The organism is Candidatus Tectomicrobia bacterium (genome assembly GCA_016192135.1).
Taxonomy (GTDB): Bacteria; UBA8248; UBA8248; order UBA8248; family UBA8248; genus 2-12-FULL-69-37.
In genome coordinates, this window is record JACPUR010000001.1 from 300,025 (window position 1) to 326,646 (window position 26,622).

The following is a 26,622-nucleotide window of genomic DNA, read 5'->3' on the forward strand; positions in this document are numbered from 1 at the left end:
CGCCATGAACAAGATCGAGTGCATCGGCCGCATTCCGCTTTTCCAGGGCTTCCCCCGGCACCTGCTCCGCAAGATCAGCACCTTCTGCGTCGAGCGCAGCTACGGGCCCGGCGACCTGCTCTGCCGCGAGGGCACCAAGGGCCTGGGCCTCTTCTTCATCGTGGAAGGGAAGGTCGAGATCTTCGGCTCCGCCTCGAACGGCAAGGAGAAGCGCCTCGCCACCCTGGGGCCCGGCGAGGTGGTGGGCGAGATGATGATCCTCGACCGGAGCCCCCGCTCGGCCAGCGCCCGCGCCCTCGACGACGTCACCTGCTACCTCATGCCCGAGTGGGACTTCCGGCGCCTGCTCAAGGCCTACCCCGAGATCGCCGTGCGCCTCCTCCCCACCCTCGCCGGCCGTATCCGCGCGATGGACAAGGCGATGCTGAGCTGACGGGAAGGGTGGATGGGCCAGGCGATCCGTAGGGGCGGCCCCCCGTGGCCGCCCTTCAACGGGGCAGGCACAGGGGCCTGCCCCTACGGTTTCATCCTGCCAGTGACGTTTCGCGGGGGGGGCTTGCATGCCCATCCGCCTGAAGCGCGCCTACGAGCCCCCCTCGCCCGGGGACGGCCTGCGCGTCCTCGTGGACCGCGTCTGGCCCCGGGGGCTCACGAAGGACGAGGCCCGCATCGATCTCTGGCTCAAGGACGCCGCCCCCTCCACCCCGCTCCGCAAGTGGTTCGCCCACGACCCCGGGAAATGGCCCGGGTTCCAGCGGCGCTACAAGGCCGAGCTCAGGCGGGAGCCCGCCCGGAGCGCCCTGGCCGAGCTCAAGCGGCTCGCCAGGGAGCACAAGACCGTCACGCTCGTGTTCGGCGCCAAGGACGAGAAAAGGAACCAGGCGGTGGTGATCAAGGGGCTCCTTGGAGGAGTGTGATGACCAACGGGCAGGATGACGAGGAAGATCAAAGGGAAAATTTGGAACGCCAATTCGATTTGTTGCACAGGGAATATTACGGAGCCGAATCATTCTATGGGACGTTAGAGTCAGGATATATGGTTGCACAATCCTTCTTCTTTGTTTCGGCTGCCACTTTGCTGCTTTTTGGGAAGCCTCTTCTGGTCAGTATTTTGGAGGCGGGGCTTTCTTTTGCGGCTTTTTGGATGAGTTTTTTTATTCGAAGGATATATCGAAATAACTTTTTGTATTCAACGTCGAGGGGAAAAGTACTGGATGAACTTGCACGTGATGTTAATTATGGCTTTCGAGCTCGAGTAGAACAGTTGGTCAGCGACAGTAGAACTCAAAGGAACTGGCATTGGAGGGGTTGGCCCTCACGAGATTGGATACCTTTCATCTTTCTCGTGTTTTGGTCGGTAGTTTTTGGCATAAGCGTCATATGCGTTGTCGTATTTTCGTCGCCTTGGGTTGTCAAACTTTTGATTGTACTTCGAGAGATTTCTAAAGGAGTCTAAGTGCGGAGAAAATTTTTTAGGTTCCCCCCCCTCATGCTGCCCTCTTCGGCCCTGGGATCTTCTCAATCACCTTCTTCATCCGCTTCCCGGCGAACCAGAGGTCGTGCTCCTGCTGGAGGCTGAGCCAGAGGCCAGGGCCGTTGCCGCAGAACTTGCCGAGGCGCAAGGCCATCTCGGGGGTGATGGAGGACTTCTCGGCCAGGATGCGGTGGAGGGTCTGGCGCGAGACCTTGAGCTGGCGCGCCGCCGCGCTCACCGAGAGCCCAAGGGCGGGCAGCACGTCCATCCGCAGGATGACCCCAGGGTGGATGGGGGGCAACAGGATTCTTCGTTTGCGGTTTCTGCCGACGAAGTATTCCTTGCGCCTGGGCATGCGTTTCCCTTTCCTGCGCGCGATGCGGATGTCTATTATAGGATAGAAGCAGATCCTTCGCTTCGCTCAGGATGACGGCTCAGCCGACGTCCTCTGTAGGGGCGGCCCCCTGTGGCCGCCCTTGGTGGGGCAGGCACGGGGGCCTGCCCCTACGTTCGTCTTGCGTCTCTCCATCTCCCCCACCCCGGCACGAACCTGGGCACGCGCCTTTGGTACTCCGCGTACGCCGCGCCGTGGGCGGCGAGGAGGCCGCGCTCCTCCCAGCGGACGGCGAGGAGGACGTAGAGGGTGAGGCCCGCGCAGAAGAGGAGCCGCCCCTGGGTCATCCGTGGGGCAGCCCAGATGGCGAGGAGGGTGCCAGAGAGGACGGGATGGCGGATGTGCCGGTAGAGGCCGCGCTCCATGAGGGGGAGAGGAGTGTAGGGCCTTCGGGTGAAGTGGAGCCAGGGCTGGCGCAGCCCGAAGAGGTCCCAGTGGTTCACCTGGAAGGTGGCGAGGGCGACGAGCGCCCAGCCCGCCAGGTGGAGGGCGAGGAGGAGGAGGCCCGGGGGGCCCTGCGCCTCCCACGCGGGGGCGGACAGGGGGCGCCACCCCCAGTAGAGGAGGATGAGGGCGAGGCTCGAGGCGAGGACGTAGGTGGGGCGCTCGATGGGGCCGGGGGCGAGGCGGGCCCAGCGCCGCTTGAGCCCCTCGCGGGCCATGAGGCTGTGCTGGAGGCCGAAGAGGGCGAGGAGGGCGAGGTTGCCGGCCGCCGCCCGCCCGGGTGGCGCCGGGGGGCCGGAGTCGATGGTCCTGGGGAGGAAGGATGCGTCCGCGATGAAGCCCGCGCCGTAGAGGACCGTGGCGAGGAAGGCGGTGTAGCATCCCATCCCGTAGAGGAGGACCGGCCAGCGCGGCATGGGGGCTTTCCCTCTTGGCGGGTTGACGCTGCGCGGGCGGGGCCGCGATGATGAATCCGGGGCGCCGCCGGGGGGGATTCTACCTTGAAGCGATTGCCGCGGGCCTCCCTCTGTTTTTTCGTCCTTCTCTTCGGCCTCTTCTTGCCGGGGCTGGCGCCCGCCGCCCCGGACTGCCCGCCCTTCACCGAGAGGAGCCGCACCATTCCGGCGGGGAAAGGGCGCCGCGCCGTCCTCCCCCGCCCCGCCTGCCTGGACAAGCAGGCCCGGGAGAAGGAGCGGTCCATCCCCCTCCCCCCGAAGTGCCCGGATTCGGGGACGCCCGTCCACCGCTTCGGGAGATGGGAGTGCCGGGAGGCGAGGTAGGGCCGCTCGCTTGTAAAACAGCGCCCATGCCGGACGGGCGGGATATTCCGCCGATCCCCGTAGGGGCGGTTCGCGAACCGCCCCTACACGGATTCAAACGTTCCCCTGGATTTTCGCGCCCGTTCGTCCTACGCCTTTTCCTCCAGCGCGCTCACGAGCAGTTCCAGCGCCGCCCGGGCGAATGCCCACATGTTGGCCTCGCGGCCGGCGCTCCGCGTCTCGACGGTGAGGGACTTCTCGGCCGGCCCCGCGACGGCGATGCACGAGTGGCCGGCCGGGTCGCCGTAGCGGTTGCCGGAGGGCCCGGCCGCCCCCGTCTCCCCGACGGCCCACGTCGTCTGGAGGCGCTCCCGGGCGTGGCGGGCGAGGCGCCGGGCGTACTCCTCGGTCGAGGGGCGGATGTCCTTGAAGCCCTCCGCCGGGACGCCGAGGAGGATGGTCCGCGAGGCGTAGGTGTAGACCACGCACCCGCCCTGGAAGTAGGCCGAGGCCCCCGGCTGGGCCAGGAGGGCGGCGGAGATGAGGCCGGCGGCGGAGCTCTCGGCGACGGCGACGGTTTCCTTGCGCTCCTTCAGGAGCTCCCCGGCGCGGCGGCCGAGGGCGGCGAGATCGGGCATGGCGGCGTCTCCTCTGTAGGTAAATGCCCCTGAGGAGCATGGTCTGTAGGGGCGAATTTTGTATTCGCCCCTCGCGCCAGGGGGACGAACGGGGCGAACACGAGGTTCGCCCCTACGGATTCCTGATTTTCCTCCCGGTCAAATCGTCCGCTGGCTGAGCTCGATGCGGACCTCCTCGGGTCCCTGGATGTAGCCGGTCCAGCGCCCGCCGAGGCCGCTGGGCCCGGGCTCGCGGATGAACCGGGCCCCGCGCCGGCGCACGAACTCGGCCGCCTCCTTCGTGTCCTCCACGGTGAAGGAGAAGTGGTCGAGCCCCATGATGGAGCCCTCGCAGGAGGGGCCGGGCTTCTCCCCGGGCCGCGCGCCCCGGCAGAATATCTTGGCCGTGCCCACCCGCACGACAATGTTGGGGGCGCCGTGGAAGTCCGGATCGTCGAGGATGCGCTCCCCGCCGAAGACGCGCTCGAAGTACCCGGCCATCCCCTCGGCGTCCCGGCAGATGAGGTGCACGTGGTCGAACGAGAAGTCCATGGGGCCTCCTTGGAGGATGCGGCCTAGGAAAATCCGTGCGCCGCTGCGTGATTCGCCGTGCATGTCTCCCTCTCCCCTTGGGAGAGGGCCGGGGTGAGGGCAGGTTCCCTTCCCGTCCGTGGCTTTCCCTCACCCTACCCTCTCCCGGAGGGAGAGGGAACGGCGACCCCGCTTTGCTTCCTCTTGGCCCATTGGCCTACCGCCCCTCGAATTTGGGCGCGCGCTTCTCGAGGAAGGCGGTCGTGCCCTCTTGCTTGTCCCGGGTGGTCATGAGGCAGCTCTGGGCCAGGCGCTCGACGAGCATCCCGGCGTCCGGACCGTGCTGGACGCGGGCGTTCAGGGCCACCTTGGCGAGGCGGACGGCGAGGGGGCCCTTGGAGAGGATCTTCTTGGCCATGGCCCGCGCGGCCGCCAGGAGCTCCCCGTGGGGGACCACCTGGTTCACCAGGCCGATGCGGTGGGCCTCCCGGGCGTCGATGATGTCCCCCGTCAGGATGAGCTCCTTGGCCTTGCCGGGGCCCACGAGGCTCACGAGGCGCTGGGTCCCCCCCGCGCCGGGCATGATGCCCAGGTTCACCTCGGGCTGGCCGAAGCGGGCCTGCTCGCTGGCGATGCGGATGTCGCAGGCCAGGGCGAGCTCGCAGCCCCCGCCCAGGGCGAAGCCGTTCACGGCGGCGATGAGGGGTTTCTCGGCCGCCTCGACCCGCACGAGGGCCCGGGAGGGAGGGGCGGCGAGGCCGTCCAGGAGGGTGCGCTCCTGGATCTGGCGGATGTCCGAGCCGGCGGCGAAGGCCTTGTCCCCCGCCCCGGTGATGAGGATGACACCCGCCGAATCGTCCCGCTCCAGCTCCTCCACGGCCCGGGCCAGCTCCTCCCAGGTCTTGGGATCGAGGGCGTTGCGTACCTCCGGGCGGTTGATGGTGAGGAGGGCGACGCCCTCGGCGATCTCCACGAGCAGGTTGTCGAACGGCACCGGGAACTCCTCCTCCGACGGCACATGAAGAGCGGGGCGGGCCCTGAAGCCGGCCGCGCCCGGACGGGGAAATGAAGGACTGGAAGATAGCGCAGGGGGCGGGGCGCGTCATCTGGAGGGCGGCCCCGGCGCGGCTGGCGAGGGCTCTCGCGCGCCGAAGTCTGGCGAATTAGGCTCAAAATCAAAGGGTTTTCCGCAAAATGGGGTGTCATGAAATTTTTGTTAGCAATTTAGTGCAATGAGTGCTAATTTCTTATTGACAGCGCCGAGCCATTTTTGTATATATCTGAGCGACAGGACGCATTAAAACCTTAGTGTCTTACACTCATACTTAAGGTTGCCTGAAGCCAGACCTAGGGGCTTGACGTACGCGTAACGCGCGGAGGCGGCGCATCTGCATCGCACCGATTTCCCGCGAGCCAGGCGAAGAGGAAGGGCCGAAGCGGCATACCCGGAAGCTCGAAAGGGCAAGTTTGTGGGCAAAGTGAGCGAAGGAGGGAGAAGAATGGCGAAGGTGAAGACGAAGGTTCAGCCCCTGCAGGACCGCATCCTGGTGAAGCGCCTCGATGCGGACGAGGAGAAGGTCGGCGGCATCATCATCCCGGATACGGCCAAGGAGAAGCCCCAGGAGGGCGAGGTGGTGGCCGTGGGGCCGGGCAAGGTGACCGACGACGGCAAGCGGCAGCCGGTCGGAGTAAAAGAGGGCGACAAGATCCTCTTCGCCAAGTACGCCGGCACCGAGGTGAAGATCGACGGCGAGGATCTTTTGGTCATGCGCGAGGACGACGTCCTGGCTGTCCTGCGCTAGGTGGCGGTACCTGCCACCGCCCAAGCGGCGGGCCGCTTGGGGCGAGCTAGGCGTCCATCCACCCGCAAGCACGAGGAGCACAAGGCATGGCGAAAATCATCCTGTTCGACGAGGAAGCCCGGGCGAAGATCAAGCGCGGCGTGGACCAGCTGGCCGACGCCGTCAAGGTGACTCTCGGCCCCCGGGGTCGCAACGTGGTCATCGACAAGAAGTTTGGTTCCCCCACCTCCACCAAGGACGGCGTCACGGTCGCCAAGGAAATCGAGCTCGAGGATCATTTCGAGAACATGGGCGCCCAGATGCTGAACGAGGTCGCCAGCAAGACCTCCGACGTGGCTGGTGACGGCACCACCACGGCCACCGTGCTGGCCCAGGCCATCTTCCGGGAGGGCCTGAAGAACGTCACGGCCGGCGCCAACCCCATCGACCTCAAGCGCGGCATCGACACGGCCGTCGAGCGTGTGGTCGAGGAGCTCAAGAAGCTTTCCAAGCCCGTCCGCGACAAGCGCGAGATCGCCCAGGTCGGTACTATCTCGGCCAACAGCGACTCCACCATCGGCGACCTCATCGCCGAGGCCATGGACAAGGTCGGCAAGGACGGCGTCATCACCGTCGAGGAAGCCAAGTCCATGGAGACCTCCCTCGACATCGTCGAGGGCATGCAGTTCGACCGCGGTTATCTCAGCCCCTACTTCGTGACCAACCCCGATCGCATGGAAGCCTCGCTGGACGAGCCCTACCTTCTCTTCCACGAGAAGAAGATCTCCAACATGCGCGATCTCCTGCCTCTCCTGGAGAAGATCGCGAAGATGGGCAAGCCGCTCCTCATCGTGGCCGAGGAGGTCGAGGGCGAGGCGCTGGCCACCCTCGTCGTGAACAAGCTGCGCGGCACGCTCCAGTGCGCCGCCGTCAAGGCCCCCGGCTTCGGCGACCGCCGCAAGGCGATGCTCGAGGACATGTCCATCCTCACCGGCGGCAAGGTCATCAGCGAAGACCTCGGCATCAAGCTCGAGAACGTCACCCTGGATGACCTCGGCCAGGCCAAGCGCGTCACCATCGACAAGGACAACACCACCATCGTCGAGGGCAAGGGCAAGGCCAAGGACATCGAGGGCCGCGTCAAGCAGATCCGCAACCAGATCGAGGAAACCACCAGCGACTACGACCGCGAGAAGCTCCAGGAGCGCCTCGCCAAGCTGGTGGGCGGCGTGGCCGTCATCAACGTCGGCGCCGCGACCGAGGCCGAGATGAAGGAGAAGAAGGCCCGCGTCGAGGACGCCCTGAACGCCACCCGCGCCGCCGTCGAGGAGGGCGTCGTGGTGGGCGGCGGCACCGCGCTGCTGCGCTGCCAGAAGGTCATCGACTCGCTCCAGCTCGAGGGCGACCGCAAGGTCGGCGCGCAGATCCTGCGCCGCGCCATCGAGGAGCCCATGCGCCAGATCGCGAACAACGCCGGCGCCGAGGGCTCGATCGTGGTCCAGAAGGTGCTCAACGAGAAGGGCAACGTCGGCTTCAACGCCGCCACCCTCGAGTACGAGGACCTGGTCAAGGCCGGCATCATCGACCCGACCAAGGTCGTGCGCTCCGCTCTCCAGAACGCCTCCTCGGTGGCCGGCCTCATGCTCACCACCGAGTGCGTCATCTCCGACAAGCCCGAGGAGAAGAAGGGCATGCCCGGCGGGATGCCCCCGGGCGGCATGGGCGGAATGGACATGTAAGGAGCCGCCTCGGCGGCTGAGACGAGAAGCACCGGGGGGCGCCCGCGAGGGCGCCCCCCGGTTGTTTTTCAAAACGAAAATAGCAACGGTGAGATGTTGGTTAACAGCGGAGAATCCCCAATCACCTATCGAGCAAGCTTCTAAGTTTGTCGATTTCAAGCTTTGACAAGGGTGTTCTGGAGTGAGGCAATTCATGAAATTCGGTTTGCAGAAATTTCCAGCTATCAGAGATCACTATTCCGGATAGGTTAAGAGTTGGGTCATCGAAACATCGCTCAATTCCCAATTGGGCAAAATGTCTGTCTGCTCCCAGGGGATTCCTGCCGAGAAACAGAATCGAGGGATTTCCTCCGGCAACGCCGAGTTGACGTCCCCGCCCCACTTTTTTGTGAACTTTATTAAATACCTGCGCTATCAGCGTATTTGGGTTTGCAGTATGGGGGCCTGGAACTCGGGAAAGAATCTCTTGCGTGGTTAACGTGACTTCGATGAGGATTGGGCGGTTGTCTATCTTTATCTCTCCATCGACCTTGCTACCGCCATTGCCGACTGAAACCTCGATGTCGGTGAGAATTTCCTTCTTGGCAAAAAAACCAAGAACGGATAGCTCAAAGGCATGGTTTTGAAACTTTTGACTAAACCGAGTGGCGCATAGCTCCTTCAGTTTGTTTGCTACCTCGCTTTGCTTGAAAGGTAGCGCTTGCAAACTCGCTAGGCGTTCTTCGAGGATAGGCAGGAAGGTTCTAACTGGATCACGGCCAAACAAGGCGATAGCTATCTCTTGTCCCCTTTCAAGGTCCTGGGGATGTCCCTCTTCTAATAGCTTCTGCGCGCTTTCAAACCATTCGATGCCGCGGAACGGGTGACTTAACATAAAAAACATGAATGCGGCATCGGATGTGAATGGTTCACTAAGATCGGCTTTTTCAATCTCCTGTTTGATTCTATAAAACCATGTCTGGTCGAAAATTCCCGCCAAAACTCTTGTCTTGGACAATGCTTCATATACGGATTGTAATTGATATTGCAGGCGTGCCCGATCTTCTTCTGACATATGCTCCTCAGGTATATTTTTTCTGATTTTATTCAAACCGAACGGGCGGTATAGTAGCCGACCTTAAGTGAATCAAAAACTAGGAAAACTCGTTGAAGTATCCGTACCTACTGCAACCCGACAATCCTCTTATCTTCGTCTTTTTCCCCGCCTTGCTCCCCTTATCCCTCTAGCCCTAGAATGATGTAGTGAGGATTTCCTTTCTCTTGGAGCCAACGATGACTACCGTGATCGCCGAGATCGAGGCGAAGTTCCGGTCCTTGAGCGACGGGGAAAAGGCGGAGGTGCTCCGCTCTCTCCTCGCCGAGCTGGACGGGCCGGCCGAGGCTGGCGCCGAGCGCGCCTGGCTGGAGGAGGCGAGGAAGCGTCACCGCGAGTTGGCCGAGGGCAAGGTGCAGCCCGTTGCCGCCGACCGTGTGTTTGAGAATCTGCGCTCCCGCCTCGACGGATGAGGCTGGAGTTCCACCCGGAGGCGGAGCGGGAACTCATCGAGGCGGCTCTCCGCTACGAGCTTCAGGTGCCGGGGTTAGGCCGGCGATTCGGTGTTGAAGTGAGGCGGGCTTGCGACCTTCTTCTGGAGCAGCCCGCGCTAGGGCATCCGGTGGAGCCGGACCTCCGCCAATTTGTTCTGGATCGTTTTCCCTTCACCCTTATCTATTCGCTACCACCCGAATCAGTCCGCGTTCTTGCCATCTCTCATCATCGGCGGCGGCCCGGTTATTGGCGTTCAAGAATGTTATCTTAGAGCCATTCCCCCCGCCTTGCCCCACGCCCCCCCGGGCCCTAAAATACACGCCGTTGGGGCGGGCTTTCGCCCCCTTGCCGCCAGGTAGGACGCGATGAGCCGCGAGAGGCGCTCGCCGGGGGTCGCCCTCCCCCTCCTGATATCCCTTCTGCTCCATCTCCTGGCGTTCGCCGCCTTCAGCCTTCAGGCGCTCTGGCCGGCCCGGCTGGCGGAGAGCCGCCCGCCCGCCTTCCGGGTGGTTTCGGTCGAGCTGCCCAAGCCCGAGGAGACGGTGCCGGAGAACCCGGAGAGCCGCCTCCTCTCGGACGCCAACCGCAAGGAGAGCGGGGAGGCGCTGACCGGCCCCGAGCCCCGGCTCCCCCGCGAGGCGGAGGACAAGGTCCCGGCCCGCCGGGGCGCCCCCCAGGAGCAGACGGCCTCGCTCCCGCCCTCGCCGCCCTCTCCCCCGGCGCCCCCCGTGCCCGAGGTCCAGGCGGTCCCCCCCACCCCCCGGGAGCCCGCGCCCAAGCCCCCCGAGCCCGAAGCGAAGCCGCCCGAGCCTCCGCAGGCATCCCGGCCGCCCGGGCCCCGGCCGGCGCCCCGGCAGGAGCAGGCGAGAGCGGTTCCTCCGAAGGAGGAACCGAGGGAGAAACCGAAAGAGGAGCCCCGGCGGGAGCCGAAGAAGGAAGAGGCCAAGCCCCAGCGGGCGCGGCCGCCCCAGCGCCCGGCCCCGCCCCAGGACCCCCTCGCCATGTTCCGGGCCCGGCCGAAGGGCCGCCCGGACGCGCCCAACCTCAAGCTCTCGGACGAGGAGGCGGATCGCATCGCCCGCGCCTCGCTCGAGAAGGATCTCAAGAAGGAGGAGATCGGCGAGGCCATCTCGCTCGACACGCGGGACTTCCGCTTCTCCTCCTACTTCGCCCACATCAAGGAGCGCATCCAGAGCCACTGGAGCTGGCCCCGCGAGGCGCGCGATTACTCGGGGAGGCTGGTGCTGCGCTTCATCCTCTCGGCGGACGGCCGGCTGCGCCAGGTGGAGCTCCTCACCTCCTCGGGGTACCGCATCCTGGACGACGAGGCCCTCTCCGCCGTCACAAAGGCGGCGCCCTTCAAGCCCTTCCCGCCGGGCCTGGGGCGCAAGTTCCTCAACATCGAGGGCACCTTCGTCTACGAGCACGCCGGCCGCCGGGTGGTGCCGTGAAATGACTTTGTTGACACCCCCCCACTCCCCGCCTACCATAACCCGGCCCGGGGACGCGCCCCGTCGTCCCCCGCACAGAGGCAGTACATGGTGGAACGCCTGAGCAAGCACGTCGAGGACTACCTGAAGAACATCTACAAGCTCCAGGCCGAGTCCGCGCCCGTCTCCACCAAGTCCATCGCCGAGCGGATGAACCTCTCGCCGGCCTCGGTGACCAGCATGACCCAGAAGCTCCACCAGATGGAGCTGCTGGACTACACCCCCTACAAGGGCGTCACCCTGACGGCGCGCGGGGAGAAAGTGGCCCTCGAGATCATCCGCCACCACCGCCTGCTTGAGCTCTACCTGAACCAGAAGATGGGGATGGAGTGGCACAAGGTGGACGCCGAGGCGGAGGAGCTCGAGCACGTGCTCTCGGAGGAGCTCGAGGCCGCCATGGACCACGCCCTCGACTATCCCACTCTCGATCCCCACGGGGATCCAATCCCGGCCAAGGACGGCACCATGGTGAGCGCGGAGGAGGAGGTGCTCACGGACATCCCCCCCGGCCGCGCCACCCGCGTCACCCGGGTGCTCCAGGACGACGCCGAGGTGCTCCGCCGCCTGGGCCAGCTCGGCTTCTATCCCGAGGCCGCCCTCGAGGTACGCCGCCAGGACCCGCTCGCGGGGACCGTCACCGTGATCCTCGGGGGAAAGAGCGTCACCATCGGCCGCGAGATAGCCCTGCGCATTTTCGCCGCGAAGTAAGCCCCCTCAGGGGCGCTTTCCCGATGCAAGGTTTCCTGCGTCGCACCTGCCCCCTCCCGGTAGGCCCGCAGGGCCGCGCTCGATGACGAGCCGGCGGGCCGCCCGCCTGAATTTCCCCCGCCTCACCCGCCCGTCTCTCCCTGAGCCGATTTCCGCCCAGCCCGGTCCCGCTTCCCGTTGCGGGCGCGGTTGGTGGGGCCTAATTTATAAAAGAAGACCTTCATGTTGCGGCCGGCCGGCCGCGCTTATTGTCTCAAAAATCCGCCGCCGATCCACAGAGAGGCAAAAATATGGCAACCCAGGCCGACAAGCTGCACCGGACCGCCAACGATCTTCCCGCCGAGACGCGGAAGGAGATCATCCCGCTCCTCCAAGCGTCCCTGGCGGATACCCTGGATCTGCAGACCCACATGCGGCAGGCCCATTGGAACCTGAAGGGCCCGAATTTCTACTCGCTCCACAAGCTGTTCGACGAGGTCGTGGCTTCGGCGGGGATATGGATCGACGAGATCGGGGAGCGCATCGTGATGCTGGGCGGCCAGGCGAGGGGCACGGCCCGCGCCGCGGCGGCGGAGACGCGCCTGCCGGATTACCCGCTGGACATCACGGCCGAGCGGGATCATCTCCAGGCGGCGGTCGCGTCGCTCTCGACCTACTGCGGCTCGACGCGCGACTGCATCGGAGCCTGCCAGGACCTGGGCGACGAAACCTCGGCCCATATCTTCATCGAAACGTCGCGCGCCGTGGACAAGTACCTCTGGTTCGCCGAGGCCCACTTGCAATAGCGGGGCCTTCAGCGGGGCTGGCCGCAACAAGGAGAGGGGCGGGCCTCCCGGTCCGCCCCTCTCCTTGTTGCGGGCCGCCGTCAGGCGGCGTGCCTGAAAACATTCTTGACCGTGAGGGGCAGGCTCTGGTCCGCCAGCCACTGCGCCATACGCTCCTCCTCCTCCAGGATGCGCCGGCAGACGGAGGCGATCTCTGGGTCGCCGAAGTCCTCGGCCGCGACGATCAAGGCCTTGTACGAGGCGATCTCCAGGTTCTCCGACGCGTAGTCCGACAGGGCGTTCTTCACCTGCTCGTCCTTGAACAGGCCGGCCCCCAGACCCTGCTGCTTCCCGAAGAGCGTCCCCATCATGTTCTTCAGGGTGGATGTGGTCTCGCCCAGACGGGACACGCAACCTTCCACCATCTGGGCGTGGCGGCGGGTCTCTTCCAGGTGCTGCCGGTACCGCGACTGGGCCTCCGCCGGCGTTCCGTCCTTGACCCGCTTCTCCAGGATGTTGATGAGCGATTTCTCCATCGCGTAAGCGTCATTCAGCCAGGAAACTAGAATATCCTTTCGTGCCTCGGCCATGTCATTCGCTCCTTTCGTCTAACATGAAACCACGCGCGGCAATGCCCGCTTGGGTGAGGCTCCGCCCCGGACGGGGGCAGCCCTTCCGCCCGCACGCATGTGCCCCAGGGGGGAAGGGCCCCTTCATCCTCGCGAAGATGCCCGGCGGTCATGAAAAGGCGGCGGATTGAGCGGTCTGGCGATCGGATGAGGAAACGGCGCAAAAAAAGCTTTTCAATCACTAAAAGTGGGATGAGGTGTGCGTCCTGTCAAGCGAAATGCGGCCCCGACCCCGGGAGGCGAAAGCGAAGGGGCGAAAGGGCGGCCCGCGGGCCTTCATCGCCGGGGCGGCTTGGGGTATGCTTTCCCCGTTTTCCTCGCGCCGATGCCATTCATCCGAAGGAGGAGCCATGCCTGCCGCAAAGAAGGCCGCCGCCAAGAAGTTCGACCATCGCTTCCGCGCCATCTACGATAAGGACGTGCCCTGGCAGGAGGACATCGCCCACGACCTCCTCACCCTCCCCAAGGGGGTGAAGGTCAAGATATTCGCCTACGACCCCGTGATGAAGCGGATCGATATGAAGGTGAAGTTCCCCAAGGGCTACGTCGAGCCCGTCCACACCCACAAGAGCTGGCACTCCATCCTCGTCACCGGCGGGCGCATGTGCGTGGCGGGCAAGGATCTGCGCCCGGGCGACTACGTCTTCGGCTGGGACACGATGCACGGCCCCTACGAGTATCCGGACGGCTGCGAGGTCTTCGTCGTCTTCATGGGAGAGGGCACCCAGCACATCTGGAAGGAGGAGAAACACCTCCGCCACAAGAACGTCTGGCGGGCCGAGACGGCCGCCGGGAAGAAGGGCGTGAAGCACGGCCAGGAGGCGCGGGAGCGCGCCCTCGCGCGGTTGGCCAAGGGCAACGGCAGGAAATCGGGCGCCGCGAAGAAGGGGGTATCCAAGGGCAAGGGGAGATAGGCCCCATGGCGGCGAGAAAGGACTCCTTCGGCCATCGCTTCCGGGCCATCCCGAACCGCACCGTCCCCTGGCAGGACAAGGAGGTGAAGCCTCTCCTCAACCAGCCCGACGGGGTGAAGATCAAGCTCTTCCACCGGGACCCCGGAATGAAGCGGCTCGACTTCATCGTGAAGTTCCCCAAGGGCCACGTCGAGGGGCGGCATACCCACAAGAGCTGGCACACCTGCCTCGTCATGAAGGGGCGGGTCATCGTGGACGGCAAGACCTACCGTCCGGGCGACTACGTATTCGGCTGGACGGAGGCCCATGGCCCCCTCCACTACCCGGACGGCGCCGAGATCTTCGTCGTCTTCATGGGAGAAGGCTCCCAGCACGAATGGGTCGAGCCGGAAGGGGACGGAAAGGCCGGCCGGGCGGCGCCCCGGGCCAAGAAGAAGTCTGTCCGGCGCTGATCCCGCGGGGAGCATGCATGAGCCTTCTGCGCATCGCCGTCATCGGGGCGGGGGCCTGGGGCACCGCGCTGGCCGATCTTCTCGCCGAGCGCGGGCACGAGGTCACCCTCTGGGTGTACGAGTCCGATCTCTGCGCCCGCATGGCGAGCTCGCGCGAGAACGATATCTACCTTCCCCGGGCGCGCCTGAACGGAGGGCTGCGCTTCACGTCCGATCTCGCCCAGGCCGCCTCGGCCGGGCAGGACCTCCTCCTCTCCGTCATGCCGAGCCACGTCGTGCGCGCCGTCTGGCGGAGGATGGCGGAGAGCCTGCATCCGGACGCCATCATTGTGAGCGCGACCAAGGGCATCGAGGAGAAGACGCTCCTCCTGCCCACCCAGATCATCGCCGAGTGCATGCGGGAGGGGGGCGCGGGGGACCGTCCCCTCGCTGCCCTCTCGGGCCCCACCTTCGCCCAGGAGGCAGCGGACCGGAAGCCGACCGCCGTCGCCGCGGCGTCGGAGGATGAGGAAGGGCCGGCCTGCGTCCAGGCCGCCTTCGCGGGCACCTGCGTCCGCGTCTACACGGCCCCCGATCCGATCGGCACCCAGCTCGGCGGCGCGCTCAAGAACGTGGTCGCGCTCGCGGCGGGCATCGCCGACGGCCTCGAGCTGGGCTACAACGCCCGCGCGGCCCTCATCGTGCGGGGCCTGGCCGAGATGGCCCGCCTGGGCACGGCCATGGGCGGCCACCCCGAGACCTTCGCCGGCCTCGCCGGGCTGGGAGATCTGGTGTTGACATGCACGGGCGACCTGAGCCGCAACCGCACCGTGGGGATGCGGCTCGGCAAGGGCGAGAAGCTCGAGGGCATCCTCGCCTCGATGACGGGGGTGGCCGAGGGAGTCCACACCGCCCCCGCCGCCGCCGGCCTCGCCCGCCGCCACGGCGCGGAACTCCCCATCTGCGCCCAGGTCCACGCCGTCCTCTTCGAGGGGAAGGACCCCCGGGAGGCCGTCAAGGAGCTCATGGCCCGGCCCCTCAAGGCGGAGCGGGTGTAGGGGAATGCGCCGGGCCGTCCATGTGTTGGGCGGGCGATAGCCTCTGCCGGAGCGTCCGTCCGTGACCCCGGCGCGTCGGAACGCGGAGCAGGTTTTTTTCAGGAGGAAACCTTGAGCGCATGCGTCGTGGTACACGTAGAGGTGAAGGACCCGGAGAAGTTCAAGGAGTATTCCGCGAAGGCTCCGGCCACGGTGGCCGCCCACAAGGGCGAGTTCATCGTGCGCGGGCGGGTGGCCGAGGTCTTCTGCGGGGAGCACGACCGCAAGCAGGCCGTGGCCATCCGCTTCCCCAGCGTCGAGGCGGCGCGCGCCTGGTATCGCTCGCCCGAGTACCAGGCCCTCATCCCGAACCGGGACGCGGCCGCCGAGATGACCTTCATCTGCCTTGAGGAGGCGGCCCCGCCCTCGCGGTAGGGGAATTCGTGTTCGCATCCCGATGGATTCCCGGCAGGGGCGTACGGCGATACGCCCCTAGCGCCGCACCGAGGCTCTTGCTGCATTTCGTAGGGGCGAGGCATGCCTCGCCCCTGCCGAACCGTCATGGGAGAAGATGACATGCCCCGAGGCAAGGTGGTGGGCTTGATCGGCATCGGGCGGATGGGGCTCCCCATCGCCATCCGCTATTCGAAGGCGGGCTGGACGGTGCTCGGGCGGGACATCGCGCCGAGGCAGCAGGCCGCCTTCGCCAGGCTCAAGGGCGCGCGCAAGGCCTCGCTCGCCGAGATCGCCCGGGAGTGCCCCGTCGTCCTCTTCTGCGTCCCCTCGTCCAAGGAGGTCGCCTCCTGCCTCAAGGGCCGGGACGGCCTCCTGGCCAACGCCTCCGGCCGGCTCGTGATCTACGATCTCACGACCTCGGATCCCCTGGAGACGCGGAAGAACGCCCGGGCGGCCGGGACCAAGGGCCACGCCTACCTCGACGCCGGGATGAGCGGGGGACCGGGCGGCATCCTGGAGGGCAAGCTGACGCTGATGCTGGGGGGAGACAAGAAGGTCTTCGAGCGCACGAAAGCGGTCTTCGGCCCTTTCACCTCGAACCTCTTTCACCTGGGCGAGGTGGGCGCGGGCCACGCCATGAAGCTCCTCAACAACATGGTGCTCCACACCATCTACCTCGCCACCTGCGAGGCCGCCCGCCTGGCGGAGAAGCTCGATCTCTCGGTCGCGGACATGATCCGCATCTTCAACGTCTCGACCGCCTACAGCTACATCAGCCGCCACCGCTTCCCGAACAACATCCTGAACGGCTCCTGGAACGCCGCCGCTCGCGTCTACAATCCCTACAAGGACGTGGGCATCGCCGTGAAGCTCGGCCGCAAGCTCAAGGCCCGCATTCCCCATGCGGAGGAAACTTACGCCTTTCTCGCCAAGGCCGTGAAGCGGGGGATGATCGAGAAGGACTACTCGCTGCTCTACAAGGACTTCGGGAAAATCCAGAGGGTGAGACTGGGGAAGAAGTAGGGGGAACGGTTCGGGGCGGGGCCAGGCGCGGAGTCCGGCGGGCCCGGCCGATCTGCCCGCGAAAATGACGCCCCCCTTTCCGCCGCGGGAAGGGGGGCGTTTTGTTTCTTTTCGCTGCGCCCGGCCCCTTGGGTGGCCCGGCGAACCCGCGTCCGCGCCTTCAGGCCGAACAGGCCAGGCTGGCCGCGATGCCCGTGAAATCTTCGTACGTCTGGAGGTATTGGTCGACCATCCGGATGTGGCTGAACCGCTTCTGGGCGTGCGCCCGGATGGCCGCCCGGTCGAGCTCCAAGGTCCGGGGGACGAAGGAGGCCACCGACTCGGGGGAGTCCCCGTAGAAGCCGGTTTTCCCGTAATCGATCACTTCGCTCACGGCGCCCCGGTTGCAGGCGAGCACCGGCGTGCCGCACGCCATCGCTTCGACCATGACGTTCCCGAAGGGCTCCTCCCACTCGATGGGGAAGAGCAGGGCGGCCGCGTTCTTGAGCAGTTCATTCTTCTGCGCGTGGGCCACGCGCCCGATGTAGGTGACGTGCTTCCCGTCGATGCGGGGGCGGATGTGCGCGGAAAAGTAATCCTCCTCTTCCAGGTTTTCGGGCGCCCCCGCCAGGACGATGGGGAGCGAGGCCTTCCCGGCGATTTGGATGGCGCCCAGCGGATTCTTCAGCGGGGACATGCGGCCGAGGAAGGCCAGGTACTTGCCGGGAAGATACGAAGGCTCGTAGGCGTTGACGTTGACGCCGTTATAAATGATCCGGATGTTCTGGCGGCGCGCGGGCGGGACGGAGGCGATTTGAGAGTGGGTTTGGGCGATGATCGGAACGTCCGGATAGCGGCTCAGGATCCACAGATCGTCGGGCGTCAGCGCGCTGTTGATCCTGTGGAAGATGGGGGTCCTGGAAAGGGTTCCGATGGGGATTGCGCGGCACCCCAGATGGCAATGGATGATGTCGAATGATTCGGCCTCTCGAAGGGCCTCCACGAGGTTCGCGTTGGCGTAACCCTCGTAGGTCCAGGCTTCTCCCCGGGCCATCGCGTCGATGAGGTTTACGTCGCAGGCCGGGCGGAGCCTGCCATCCGTTCGGGAGTCTCCCGAGGCGAAAAGGGTCACTTCATGGCCGCGCCTTACGAGCTCCTCGGTCAGCAGGTGGACGATGGCCTCCGTTCCCCCGTAGTGGGAGGGCGGGACGCTGGCCCACAGGGGGGCGATCTGGGCGATTCGCAGGGGTGCATGGCGGACGGTCGCCATGGAGAGGGGCCCTCCAAGCCATGAGGCTTGCGCGATGGGAGAGGCGGCTTCTCCCGCTAGTGGTTTTCGGGTGCGGGCGCTCGGCGCGGCGGGCGCCCCCGGGGGGCGAACGTCCTCACGCGCGCCCCACCCCAGGCGGCTCGGGCTGGTGAGGCAAAAGGGGGCATGGGAGGAACTCAGCTGTCCCTTTTGATTCGACAAACGGACTGCGTCGCGTTCCGGTTCCTGCGAAATGGGAGGGGAATTCCGTTTCGGGGCGCTTTTTTGAAGAAGGCCACTCTTTTTTTGCGTGCATTCGGCGTTCGAGAACGGGCTTTCGCGGTTTCTATGCGGCGGGGACCGGGGCGCCGGCGAGTTCCAGCATCCGGGTGAGGACGCGCTCGGCCGAGAAGAACTCTTCCGCGATTTCCCGGGCGGCGCGGCAGTGGGCCGGATAATCCGCCCGGATCTTCTCGAACGCCTCCAGGATGTCTTCCATCGTCCGGAAGGGGAAGAGACCCCGCCCCGCCGGAAGGACCGCCCCGAAACCGGTGTCCTGCGTGACGGCGGGCCGTCCCGCCGCCAGGAAGCAGGCGGTGCGGTCGCTGAACCAGCCCGTCCAGGGGCGGACGTACTGGTCCTTGGCCACCGTGAACTCGCCGCGGGCGGCGAAAATATAGTCGCGGTACGAGTGGATGCTGGTGGTGAGGGAGATGGCGTCCACCACGCGCCAGCCGTGCGATCGGAGCATCCGGAGCACATCCTCCTTGTTCGTGGCCAGCGCCATCTCCAGGGGCTCGCGGGTGCGCCCGGGAAGCTCCACGAACTTCAACAGTTCGAGGTGCTTGCTCCACAGGTAGGTTTCCCCCTCCCATACCGCGTCCTTGCCCGTCTGCTGCCAGCTCGTGATGGTGGTGAAGGGAGCGCCCGGCGCGGGCGCCTCCGGCCCCCGCCACCAGTCGAGGACGACGGGCTGGCGCGTGGGCAGGAAATCGTGCCGGGTCGCCGGGATGCGGCATCCGGGCTTGCCGATATTTTCCCCGAAGGTGAACAGGTGGGTGTGGGCATCCAGCATCCCGGCCATCGATTCGCTCCCCGAGGCCACCTCCACCTGGGCCAGGAAGGGGTCCGATTCCGCGTAGATCCGCATGGGGACCCGCATGTGCTCCTCCCGGAGGATGGTCGTCCCCGTCACGTTCACCAGCATCTCCGCCTCGCCGAGCAGCCGGTCGAGGGCGGCGGGAGAGAGGCCGTGGAGGCTCCCGTCGGCCGCCGAGCGGTAGGACCACCGGCCCTTCAGGCCGCACCAGGACAGGAGGCCGTCCAGGTAGCGCGTGGTGTAGGCGCAGCTGCTGGAGATGGCGTTCTGCTCGGGGTCGAATGGCCAGGATCCCGTGTCCTCGATGTAGTAGACGTCGTAGCCCAGCCGGCGGAAGCCCTCGATGTAGTGGAGGGCCTGCCAGGCCACCCCGGCGAAGGGCGATTGGCCCATGAATCCGATGACGATGAGCTTCGGTTTTTTCGGCATCCGGGCGTTCCCTTGGCGCCGGCGGGCGGCTCCGCGCGCTCGAGGATAGATATACGTGGTTGTCGGGCGGGGGACTAGGGCCGGGGGAGCTCCCAGCCCGGAGGCTTGGAGAAGAGTGAGAACAAGGCGTCGATGGCCACGCCGTTCTTCTCTCCCCGGTGGACCTCCTCCGAATCGAGCGCGCAGCCCACGTTCAGGAAGAGGTCTCGGTAGGTCCGCACGTGCCAGCGGGAAAGCAGATAGTCCTGCGTGCCTCCGCAGGTGCTCACGAGCAGGAGCCGCCCTCCCGGCCGGAGCGAGTCGACCGCCTGGGCGGCGAACCAGCCCACCTCGAAGAACGTGTAGAGCCATCCGAAGTAGTAGATGACCTCGCTGATCACGATCAGGTCCCAGGGGCCGCCGGCCCCGAGGTCCATCTCCATGGCGTTCGCCACCCGGAACTCCACGTTCCCCGCCCCCGCGGAGGACCGCCGGGCGCGCTCGATGGCCGAGGGAGCGATGTCCACGCCCACGACGCTGTCGCACAAGGAGGCCATCCGCCGGGTGAAGGCCCCTCCGCCGCAGGCGATCTCGAGGGCGCGGGGGTAGCGGCGCCCCTCCAGCATCTCCAGCAGCCGGGCGTACTTCGCCTTCTCGAAGGGGGACGACTCGAAGTCCCAGAAGTCCCCCTCCTTCCAGATGTTCTCGAAGAAGCCCTCGGCCTTCGAGTGGATGAGGCTGCGGTCCCGGTTCATGGATTCTCTCACTCCGCGGCGGGAGTGAGAATGCCCGATCGGATCGCCTGCTGCACGGCCCGGAACGAGCAGAGGGAGATTTCCAGCCCGGGCAGCGCCTCGCGCACCTTCGGGCTGCAGAGGACCCTTACCTCCTCCGCGCGCTCGGCCAGGTAGGGGGAGGCGAAATCCGCCCCGATGCCGGGATGGCAGCACAGCTCCGTCACGCCCGCCGGAAGCTCTTCCAGGAGGCCGAGCAGATGCCGGACCGTGAGGAAGTCGGGGATGGAGCGGCCCTCGGCGGTCTGCCCGTAGAACCTGCCGCAATAGGATATCTCCGGCGTGACCTCCCGCAAGGGAACCCCGAGCCGCTCCGCCGCTTCCATCAGGATGGAGCGGACGGGCTCGGTGCGGTGGAAGTGCTGGTGGGAATCCAGGTGCGTCGGTTCCATGCCGGCGAGCTTCCGGAAGGCCTGGATCTGCCGCCGGACCTCCCTGCGGACGGCCGCCTTGTCCTGGCGCGGGACCACCTCGTAGAGCAGCTCCCAGTTCCCGCCGGGGCAGACCCACTCGCCCAGGTCCACGTGGAGGCCCAGGCTGAGCGCGGCGTTCCCTCGTGCGTAGGCGGCCGCCCCGGCGGCGGCGGGCCCCCGGACCATGAGGCTGGCGCTGGTGAGGATGCCGTGCTCATGCGCTTCGATGATGCCGGCGTTGATGCCCCGGCTCAGGCCGAAATCATCTCCGTTCACGATGAGAAGCTTGGCGGCATCCACGGTCTAGGCGGCCTCGGGTAGAAAACGGGTGATTTACAGTCCGGCTTGGCGCAGGAGCGCCCCGAGAACGGTCTCGGCCCGGAAGTGCGTCTCCGCGATTTCCCGCGCGGCGCGGCAGTGGCGGGGGTAATCGCTGTCTATCTCGTCGATCGCGGCGAGGATATCATCCATGTCCCGGAAGGAGAAGAGGCCCTCGCCGGTCGGGAGGTTCTCGTCGAAGCCCGTGTCCTGGGTGATGACGGGCCTGCCGGCCGCGAGGAAAGTGGCGCTGCGGTCGCTGAACCAGCCGCTCTTGAAGCGGATGTTCTGGTCCTTCGCCACGGTGAACTCCCCCCGCGCGCCCCGGATGTAGTCGCGGTAGGGGAGGATGTCCCGGGAGATCGCGAGCGCCTCCGTCACCTGCCAGCCGTTCTCGCGCAGCCAGGCGACGGGGTCGGAGTCGTCGTAGGCGAGCGCGAGCTCGAAGGGGCGCCCCGCGCGGCGCGGCAGGTCCGCCACCTTGAGGAACTCCGTGTGCTTGGTCCAGGTGTAGGTCTTGCCCTGCCAGACGATGTCCTTGCAGGTCTGCTTCCAATGGGTGACGGTGGTGAAGGGGCGCGGCTTGCCGTTGGCCGGGGCCTTCTCCGGCTCCCACCAGTCCAGCGCGACGGGCTGCCGCGTCGGCCGGTAGGCGAAGGGCCCCGTCGGGAGGGGGCAGATGGGCCTGCCGATGTTCTCCCCGTAGGTGAAGTGGTGGGTGTGGGCGCTCAGCAGGCCGATGGTGAAGCGGTTGCCCTGGGCCACCTCGATCTGGGGCAGGACCGGATCCGTCTCGATGAAGACGCGCACCGGGACGCGCAGGTGCTCTTCGCGCAGGATGGTCGCGCCCGTCACGTTCAGGATGGCGTCGGCCCGGCGGAAGATATCCCCGGCGGAGGAGGCGAGGGGGCCGTGGAGGCTTCCGTCCACCCCGGAGCGGTAGAGCCAGCGGCCGCCCATCCCGCACCAGGACATGATTCGGTCGAGGTAGCGCAGCGAGAAGCCGCAGTCTTCGGTGACGGTTTGCTGGTCGGCGTCGTAGGGCCAGGCGCCGGTGTCCTCGACGTAGTGGACCTCACACCCCAGGCGCCGGAGGCCTTCCAGGAAGTGGAGGAACTGCCACGCCACCCCGGCGAACGGCATCCGGGCGGCAATGCCCATCAGAACGACAGAAGGCCGGCCTTTCATGACGCTTACTCTCCCGGTGCGGCGGGAATAGGCTCATGCCGTGCGATCTCCATTTGCTGCCGATAGAGGCTGGCGTAGAGGCGGTCGAGCGCCACCAGCTCCGTGTGCGTCCCCGACTCCACGATCCGGCCCCGATCCAGGACGATGATACGATCGGCGTTGCGGATAGTCGAGAGGCGGTGGGCGATGATGAAGGTCGTCCGGTTTTCCATGAGGCGGTTTAGGGCCTCTAGGAGCAGGCTTTCCGTCCGGGCGTCCAGGGCCGAGGTCGGCTCGTCCAGGATGAGGATGGGAGCGTCCTTCAGGAAGGCGCGCGCGATGGAGAGGCGCTGCTTCTCCCCGCCCGAGAGGGTGGCGCCCCTCTCCCCGACCACCGTGTCGTAGCCCTCGGGGAGGCGCTGGATGAAGTCGTGCGCGTTGGCGGCGATGGCGGCCGCCTCGATCTGCTCCCGGGTGGCGTCCGGCCGGCCGTAGGAGATGTTCTCAGCGACGCTGAGCGGGAAGATGAAGGACTCCTGGAGCACGATGGCCACCTGCTCGCGCAGGCAGCGCAGCCGGATGCCCCGGATGTCCTGCCCGTCCACGGTGATGCGGCCGTCCCGGGGGTCGTAGAAGCGGACCAGGAGGCTGACGAGGGTGGTCTTGCCCGCCCCCGTGGGGCCGACGATGGCCAGCGTCTCGCCCGGGCCGGCCTCGAAGGAGATGTCCTTGATCGCCAGCTGCCCCCGCTCGTAGCCGAAAGCGACACTCTCGTAGCGGATGCGGCCCTCGAGTTTCACCTCGCGGGCGCTGGGCCGGTCCTCCACGTCGAGGGGGGTGTCGAGGATCTCCAGCGCGCGCTCCGCCCGCGCGGCCGCGTCCTGGATGGTCGAGGCCGTGTAGGTGATGGCGTTGAGCGGCGTATACAGCGACTGTAGGTAGGAGAGGAAGAGGATGATGGTCCCTACCGTCACCTTCCCCTGCAGCACGTAGAGCGCGCCCAGGTACATGATCCCCGCGGTGCCCACCGAGGTCACGAGCCCGACGAAGAGCTTGAACCACATGTCCGCGTGCGCGGAGCGCTCGTAGGCCGTGACCGTCTGGTCCGCGAAGGAGCGGAAGCGCGCCTGCTCGATCGGCTCCCGGGTGAAGGCCTGGACCGCCGGGATCGCGCTCATGGCCTGTGCCACCATGGCCGCCATCTGCCCTTCGAGGTGCCTGCGTTCACGGCCACGCTGCTGCATCGGCTTCCCAAAAATCCGGATGGAGAGGATCAGGAAGGGGGCCACCCCCATGGCGAGCAGCGTCATCGTGGGCTCAAGGCGCCACATGATGACGAACATAGCCGCCAGCATGACCAAGGATTGAAGGGCAGGCAGCAAGGCGCCGCCGATCAGGGAGTTCGCGCAGTAGGTGTCCCCGGTCACCCGGGCCACGGTGTCGCCAACGGGCCGGCGGTTGTGGAAGGTCAGCGAGAGGCGCTGGAGGTGGTGAAAGATGTCCGCCGCCAGATCGTACACCATCCGCTGGCCCAGCCGGACGGTGGAGACGAGATTGATCTGGGTCATGAGCCAGGCCAGCAGGAAGAGGATCAGGGTGCTGGCGCATACCCAGACGAGCAGCCCCTCCGGGGTTTCGCTCCCCGGCATGTAAGAGAATATCCCGTCCACCGCGCCGGAGTGCTGGCCGAGCACCTGGTCCAGCAGGATTTTCATCGGCCAGGGTTTCAGCACCTCCAAGCCGATTTCGAGGAACAGGGTCAGCAGGACGGTCCCGAATTGCGCGCGATGGGGCCATAAATAAGCAAGGAGGCGCCCGTACATCTTCATGCGGTGCGCGCCCCCGCGGGGCGGATTTTGCGTACTCATATATTCGAGTTGTCCCCGTTATTTTCGGCGAGAATCACTCCCTCGCCCTTCTCCTTCAAAACGCGCAGAAGCTTGCCGGCCGCCGCCGCGCAATCGCGCAGGACGGCCGCCCCCAGAAAGAAAGCGCTCGTCCCCAGGATGCCCGCCGCCAGGTACGCCCCCTCCCGGGCCGCCTCGAGCCCGAGCAGGGCCAGCAGGCCGCCCAGGGCGGCGCCCCCGGCCGAAGGCCTGGGCCAGATGCGGAAGCGGAAGAGCTGTTTTCCGGCTCCGTGCTCCTCCACCGCCGTCCGCAAGCGGACCCCGCCCAGCAGGCCGCCCCGGACCTCGAGATCCCACCGGTCGAATTCTCCCCCCGGCAGCACCTGGGCCCGGGCCTTCCGCAAGCCGTTCATGAGGGACTTCAACATATCATCCAGGGCGCACCAGCGCTCCCGCCAGAGTGAGACCCGCCGGGGCCCCGGCAGGGCGAGGCAGGCGAGCCGGGCCGAGCGCCAGGGGGTCAAGCCGAAGGCCAGCCGGCCCCACAGGCGCGCCAGGGGCTGCATCAGATGGAGGTACATGGTCAGCCCTTGGCGCTTCCATCGCTCCTCCCGGGTCCCGAAGTGCGAGCGGGCGGCGCTCAGGGCGGCCTGGCCCAGCGCCGTCAGCACCGCCAAGGCCAGGGGCACGCCCGCCCACAGGAGGAGCGGCCGCCAGAGCAGGCCGAGGAGGGTCATGCATCCGAGCAGGGCGGTGATCAGGTACCACTCCGGCATGAGGGTGAGGCACGCGAGGGGCGCCGGGGAGGGCTTGTAGAGCGACTGGAAGGGGGCGCTCCCCCACACCCCGTGGAACACCCGGCTCCGCAGGGACGAGAGATGCTGGATCAGCCCCTGTCCATAGATGCGGCCCGCCCACATCGCGTGGCCCGCGGCGTTGTACTTCTCGGGCCACTTCCGCTCGAGCATGGCCTCGGCCTTCCCGTAGCCCTTCTGCTGGCGCCAGTAGGCCCGGACGGCGTTCCGCCGGTGGTGCCACACCATCGCGGCCGGATGGAAGCCGATGGTCCAGCCGCGCTCCTGGATACGCCAGCAGAGGTCCACGTCGTCTCCCGCCACGCGGAACTGCGTGTCGAAGCCGCCCACCGCCTCGAGCGCGGCGCGGCGGAAGGCCATGTTGCATCCCGGGATGTGCTCGGCCACGCTGTCGGTCAGGAGGACGTGGTTGGGGCCGCCGGGCGCGTTGGCGACGCAGTCGGCCACCAGGCCGTCCTCCGCCGGCGGCAGGTTCGGGCCGCCGACGGCGGCGTGCCCGGTCCGCAGGAAGGTCGCCGCGAGATAGGTCAGCCAGTGCGGGTCGGGCCGGGCGTCGTCGTCGATGTAGGCCACGATCTCGCCCGCGGCGTTTTGCCAGCCCGTGTTGCGGGCGCTGGAGAGGCCCCGGTTCTCGGTGCGGATGAGGCGGAAGGCGGGGAAGCCAGAGGCGATCCGGGCGGTGGCGTCCGTGGAGCCGTCGTCCACCACGATCACCTCGTACTCGCCCGGGTAGTCGAGCGCCTGGAGCCCCTCGAGGGTGTCGCGGATGGTGCGGCCTCCGTTGTAGGAGCACACCACCACCGAGGCCCTGGGCCAGGGGAGCGACGCCTGGAAGGGGGCCTCCTCGAACGCCTGCCGGACGGAGAGCAGGGCCCGCTTGGGCTCCCGCTCCCGGGTGGTCAGGCCGAAGTCCCAGTCCTCGATGTCGAAGCCGCCGCGGTACCACTCGTCCGTCCAGGAGAAGACGAAGGCGCCGGCGCAGCCTCCTTCGAAGGAGGCGCGCACCTGCCACTCGAGCGCCTGGGCCTGAGCCTTCTCCCCGTTGCGGCGGCTGTCCAGGCCGATCTCGGCCATGACCAGGGGGCGATCGCCCGCCAGGTTGTGCAGCCGGGCGAGGTAGGCCTCGTAGGTCTCCCGCCGCTCCAGGTAGACGTTGAACGTGACGAAATCGAGGAAGGGGAGCTCCAGGTATTCCGTCGTGGGATAGTTGACGTAGGTGACGAGCCCGTCCGGGTCCTCCGCCTTGACGGTTTCATAGAGCCGGCGGATGAAACGCTCGACCTTCCGGCGGCCGTGCCAGCGGACGATGGGGGCGGGAATCTCGTTCCCCACCGTGTAGCAAAGAAGGGCCGGGTGTCCGGCCAGCTTCCTCGCCTCCGAGCGCATGCGGTCAATGATGGACCAGGCCGTCTTGCGGCTGTCCAGGAAGGTGACGTGCTGCTCCCAGGGAAGGCCGGCCATCACGTAGAGGCCGTGGCGCAGGGCCAGATCCAGCATCCACCTGGGCGGGACGGTGTAGGTCCGGACGGCGTTCAGGCCGTTCGCGGCCATCATGGCGAAGTCCCGCTCCGCCGCCTCGGGGCGGTGGAACTCGTTGCCGTAGGCGTCGGGGCGGAAGGTACCGTAGGTCACCCCGCGCACCCAGAGCTTGCGGCCCCCGGCGCAGAGGAACTTCCCGCGCGCCTCCGGGCGGCCTGCGCCTTCGATGGCTTGGGAGGGCGGGGCGGCGAGCGCAACTCCGGCGGCGGAATGGCCGTTCCCTTCCGCCGCCGCGGCCATATGGGTTTCTTCAGGTCTCATCGAGGGTTCCGCGGC

Annotated in this window: 30 protein-coding genes; 16 read left to right on the plus strand and 14 right to left on the minus strand. The window is 66.8% G+C overall.

The window, feature by feature from the left end:
- Positions 1-4: 4 nt before the first annotated feature.
- The 3 genes from HYZ11_01350 (at position 5) to HYZ11_01360 (ending at position 1,456) form a co-directional block, all read left to right on the plus strand.
- Positions 5-433, plus strand: a complete 429-nt coding sequence (locus HYZ11_01350; protein ID MBI3126235.1) for a cyclic nucleotide-binding domain-containing protein — start codon at positions 5-7, stop codon at positions 431-433.
- Between the two features lie 127 nt (positions 434-560).
- The gene (locus HYZ11_01355; protein ID MBI3126236.1) at positions 561-917 is read left to right on the plus strand and encodes a DUF488 family protein; all 357 of its coding nucleotides are present in this window, start codon (positions 561-563) and stop codon (positions 915-917) included.
- The gene (locus tag HYZ11_01360; GenBank protein MBI3126237.1) at positions 917-1,456 is read left to right on the plus strand and encodes a hypothetical protein; all 540 of its coding nucleotides are present in this window, start codon (positions 917-919) and stop codon (positions 1,454-1,456) included. The genes HYZ11_01355 and HYZ11_01360 overlap by 1 nt, the downstream gene beginning before the upstream one ends.
- A gap of 31 nt (positions 1,457-1,487) precedes the next feature.
- On the opposite strand, the gene HYZ11_01365 is transcribed toward HYZ11_01360, so the two are convergent.
- Both HYZ11_01365 and HYZ11_01370 read right to left on the minus strand, forming a co-directional pair.
- Entirely contained in the window at positions 1,488-1,829 is a 342-nt protein-coding gene (locus HYZ11_01365) for a HigA family addiction module antidote protein (protein MBI3126238.1), read from the minus strand.
- A gap of 149 nt (positions 1,830-1,978) precedes the next feature.
- Positions 1,979-2,728 carry an isoprenylcysteine carboxylmethyltransferase family protein gene (locus HYZ11_01370; GenBank protein ID MBI3126239.1) on the minus strand — a complete coding sequence of 250 codons (750 nt, stop codon included), beginning with the start codon at positions 2,726-2,728 and terminating at the stop codon, positions 1,979-1,981.
- An 84-nt stretch (positions 2,729-2,812) separates the two neighbouring features.
- Between HYZ11_01370 and HYZ11_01375 the strand changes: the two genes are divergently transcribed.
- Positions 2,813-3,091, plus strand: coding sequence for a hypothetical protein (locus HYZ11_01375; protein MBI3126240.1), 279 nt, complete (start codon positions 2,813-2,815; stop codon positions 3,089-3,091).
- 128 nt (positions 3,092-3,219) lie between these two features.
- Here the strand turns inward: HYZ11_01375 and HYZ11_01380 are convergent, their stop codons facing one another.
- The 3 genes from HYZ11_01380 to HYZ11_01390 form a co-directional block, all read right to left on the minus strand.
- Complete coding sequence (locus HYZ11_01380; GenBank protein MBI3126241.1) at positions 3,220-3,708, minus strand: CinA family protein; 489 nt, start codon at positions 3,706-3,708, stop codon at positions 3,220-3,222.
- A 138-nt stretch (positions 3,709-3,846) separates the two neighbouring features.
- A complete protein-coding gene (locus HYZ11_01385) occupies positions 3,847-4,239 on the minus strand; it encodes a VOC family protein (GenBank protein ID MBI3126242.1) in 393 nt (130 codons plus the stop codon).
- 196 nt (positions 4,240-4,435) lie between these two features.
- Positions 4,436-5,212: an enoyl-CoA hydratase/isomerase family protein gene (locus HYZ11_01390; protein ID MBI3126243.1), complete on the minus strand. Its 777-nt coding sequence runs from the start codon at positions 5,210-5,212 to the stop codon at positions 4,436-4,438.
- Positions 5,213-5,717: 505 nt separating this feature from the next.
- On the opposite strand from HYZ11_01390, the gene groES reads away from it, so the two are divergent.
- Complete coding sequence (gene groES / locus HYZ11_01395) at positions 5,718-6,020, plus strand: co-chaperone GroES (GenBank protein MBI3126244.1); 303 nt, start codon at positions 5,718-5,720, stop codon at positions 6,018-6,020.
- Between the two features lie 86 nt (positions 6,021-6,106).
- On the plus strand, positions 6,107-7,738 hold the full coding sequence (gene groL / locus HYZ11_01400) for a chaperonin GroEL (protein ID MBI3126245.1): 1,632 nt from the start codon (positions 6,107-6,109) through the stop codon (positions 7,736-7,738).
- A 121-nt stretch (positions 7,739-7,859) separates the two neighbouring features.
- Here groL and HYZ11_01405 read toward each other — a convergent pair whose 3' ends face one another.
- Positions 7,860-8,792, minus strand: a complete 933-nt coding sequence (locus HYZ11_01405) for a hypothetical protein (GenBank protein MBI3126246.1) — start codon at positions 8,790-8,792, stop codon at positions 7,860-7,862.
- Between the two features lie 218 nt (positions 8,793-9,010).
- On the opposite strand from HYZ11_01405, the gene HYZ11_01410 reads away from it, so the two are divergent.
- The 5 genes from HYZ11_01410 to dps all read left to right on the plus strand — a co-directional run bounded on the left by HYZ11_01410 (position 9,011) and on the right by dps (position 12,249).
- Positions 9,011-9,244 carry an addiction module protein gene (locus tag HYZ11_01410; protein MBI3126247.1) on the plus strand — a complete coding sequence of 78 codons (234 nt, stop codon included), beginning with the start codon at positions 9,011-9,013 and terminating at the stop codon, positions 9,242-9,244.
- Entirely contained in the window at positions 9,241-9,537 is a 297-nt protein-coding gene (locus HYZ11_01415; protein MBI3126248.1) for a type II toxin-antitoxin system RelE/ParE family toxin, read from the plus strand. Before HYZ11_01410 ends, HYZ11_01415 begins: the two co-directional genes overlap by 4 nt.
- Before the next feature lie 94 nt (positions 9,538-9,631).
- A complete protein-coding gene (locus HYZ11_01420; GenBank protein ID MBI3126249.1) occupies positions 9,632-10,717 on the plus strand; it encodes a TonB family protein in 1,086 nt (361 codons plus the stop codon).
- An 87-nt stretch (positions 10,718-10,804) separates the two neighbouring features.
- Positions 10,805-11,464: a metal-dependent transcriptional regulator gene (locus tag HYZ11_01425; GenBank protein MBI3126250.1), complete on the plus strand. Its 660-nt coding sequence runs from the start codon at positions 10,805-10,807 to the stop codon at positions 11,462-11,464.
- Positions 11,465-11,754: 290 nt separating this feature from the next.
- Positions 11,755-12,249, plus strand: coding sequence for a DNA starvation/stationary phase protection protein Dps (gene dps / locus HYZ11_01430; GenBank protein ID MBI3126251.1), 495 nt, complete (start codon positions 11,755-11,757; stop codon positions 12,247-12,249).
- Between the two features lie 80 nt (positions 12,250-12,329).
- On the opposite strand, the gene HYZ11_01435 is transcribed toward dps, so the two are convergent.
- The gene (locus HYZ11_01435; protein MBI3126252.1) at positions 12,330-12,818 is read right to left on the minus strand and encodes a ferritin-like domain-containing protein; all 489 of its coding nucleotides are present in this window, start codon (positions 12,816-12,818) and stop codon (positions 12,330-12,332) included.
- Between the two features lie 389 nt (positions 12,819-13,207).
- Here HYZ11_01435 and HYZ11_01440 point away from each other — a divergent pair, with 389 nt between their 5' ends.
- From HYZ11_01440 to HYZ11_01460, 5 genes are all read left to right on the plus strand, one after another.
- Positions 13,208-13,771 carry a hypothetical protein gene (locus tag HYZ11_01440; GenBank protein MBI3126253.1) on the plus strand — a complete coding sequence of 188 codons (564 nt, stop codon included), beginning with the start codon at positions 13,208-13,210 and terminating at the stop codon, positions 13,769-13,771.
- A 5-nt stretch (positions 13,772-13,776) separates the two neighbouring features.
- The gene (locus HYZ11_01445) at positions 13,777-14,223 is read left to right on the plus strand and encodes a cupin domain-containing protein (protein MBI3126254.1); all 447 of its coding nucleotides are present in this window, start codon (positions 13,777-13,779) and stop codon (positions 14,221-14,223) included.
- A 17-nt stretch (positions 14,224-14,240) separates the two neighbouring features.
- A complete protein-coding gene (locus HYZ11_01450; GenBank protein ID MBI3126255.1) occupies positions 14,241-15,260 on the plus strand; it encodes an NAD(P)-dependent glycerol-3-phosphate dehydrogenase in 1,020 nt (339 codons plus the stop codon).
- A gap of 111 nt (positions 15,261-15,371) precedes the next feature.
- The gene (locus tag HYZ11_01455; GenBank protein MBI3126256.1) at positions 15,372-15,674 is read left to right on the plus strand and encodes a DUF1330 domain-containing protein; all 303 of its coding nucleotides are present in this window, start codon (positions 15,372-15,374) and stop codon (positions 15,672-15,674) included.
- A 141-nt stretch (positions 15,675-15,815) separates the two neighbouring features.
- On the plus strand, positions 15,816-16,718 hold the full coding sequence (locus tag HYZ11_01460; protein ID MBI3126257.1) for an NAD(P)-dependent oxidoreductase: 903 nt from the start codon (positions 15,816-15,818) through the stop codon (positions 16,716-16,718).
- A 160-nt stretch (positions 16,719-16,878) separates the two neighbouring features.
- Here the strand turns inward: HYZ11_01460 and HYZ11_01465 are convergent, their stop codons facing one another.
- The 7 genes from HYZ11_01465 to HYZ11_01495 all read right to left on the minus strand — a co-directional run bounded on the left by HYZ11_01465 (position 16,879) and on the right by HYZ11_01495 (position 26,586).
- Entirely contained in the window at positions 16,879-17,943 is a 1,065-nt protein-coding gene (locus HYZ11_01465; protein MBI3126258.1) for a glycosyltransferase family 4 protein, read from the minus strand.
- Positions 17,944-18,292: 349 nt separating this feature from the next.
- The gene (locus tag HYZ11_01470) at positions 18,293-19,474 is read right to left on the minus strand and encodes a hypothetical protein (protein ID MBI3126259.1); all 1,182 of its coding nucleotides are present in this window, start codon (positions 19,472-19,474) and stop codon (positions 18,293-18,295) included.
- A gap of 74 nt (positions 19,475-19,548) precedes the next feature.
- Complete coding sequence (locus HYZ11_01475) at positions 19,549-20,208, minus strand: methyltransferase domain-containing protein (GenBank protein MBI3126260.1); 660 nt, start codon at positions 20,206-20,208, stop codon at positions 19,549-19,551.
- Positions 20,209-20,216: 8 nt separating this feature from the next.
- Positions 20,217-20,960: a ChbG/HpnK family deacetylase gene (locus HYZ11_01480; protein ID MBI3126261.1), complete on the minus strand. Its 744-nt coding sequence runs from the start codon at positions 20,958-20,960 to the stop codon at positions 20,217-20,219.
- 33 nt (positions 20,961-20,993) lie between these two features.
- Entirely contained in the window at positions 20,994-22,166 is a 1,173-nt protein-coding gene (locus tag HYZ11_01485; GenBank protein ID MBI3126262.1) for a hypothetical protein, read from the minus strand.
- Positions 22,167-22,171: 5 nt separating this feature from the next.
- On the minus strand, positions 22,172-23,974 hold the full coding sequence (locus tag HYZ11_01490; GenBank protein MBI3126263.1) for an ABC transporter ATP-binding protein: 1,803 nt from the start codon (positions 23,972-23,974) through the stop codon (positions 22,172-22,174).
- A gap of 35 nt (positions 23,975-24,009) precedes the next feature.
- On the minus strand, positions 24,010-26,586 hold the full coding sequence (locus HYZ11_01495) for a glycosyltransferase (protein ID MBI3126264.1): 2,577 nt from the start codon (positions 26,584-26,586) through the stop codon (positions 24,010-24,012).
- Positions 26,587-26,622: the final 36 nt, after the last annotated feature.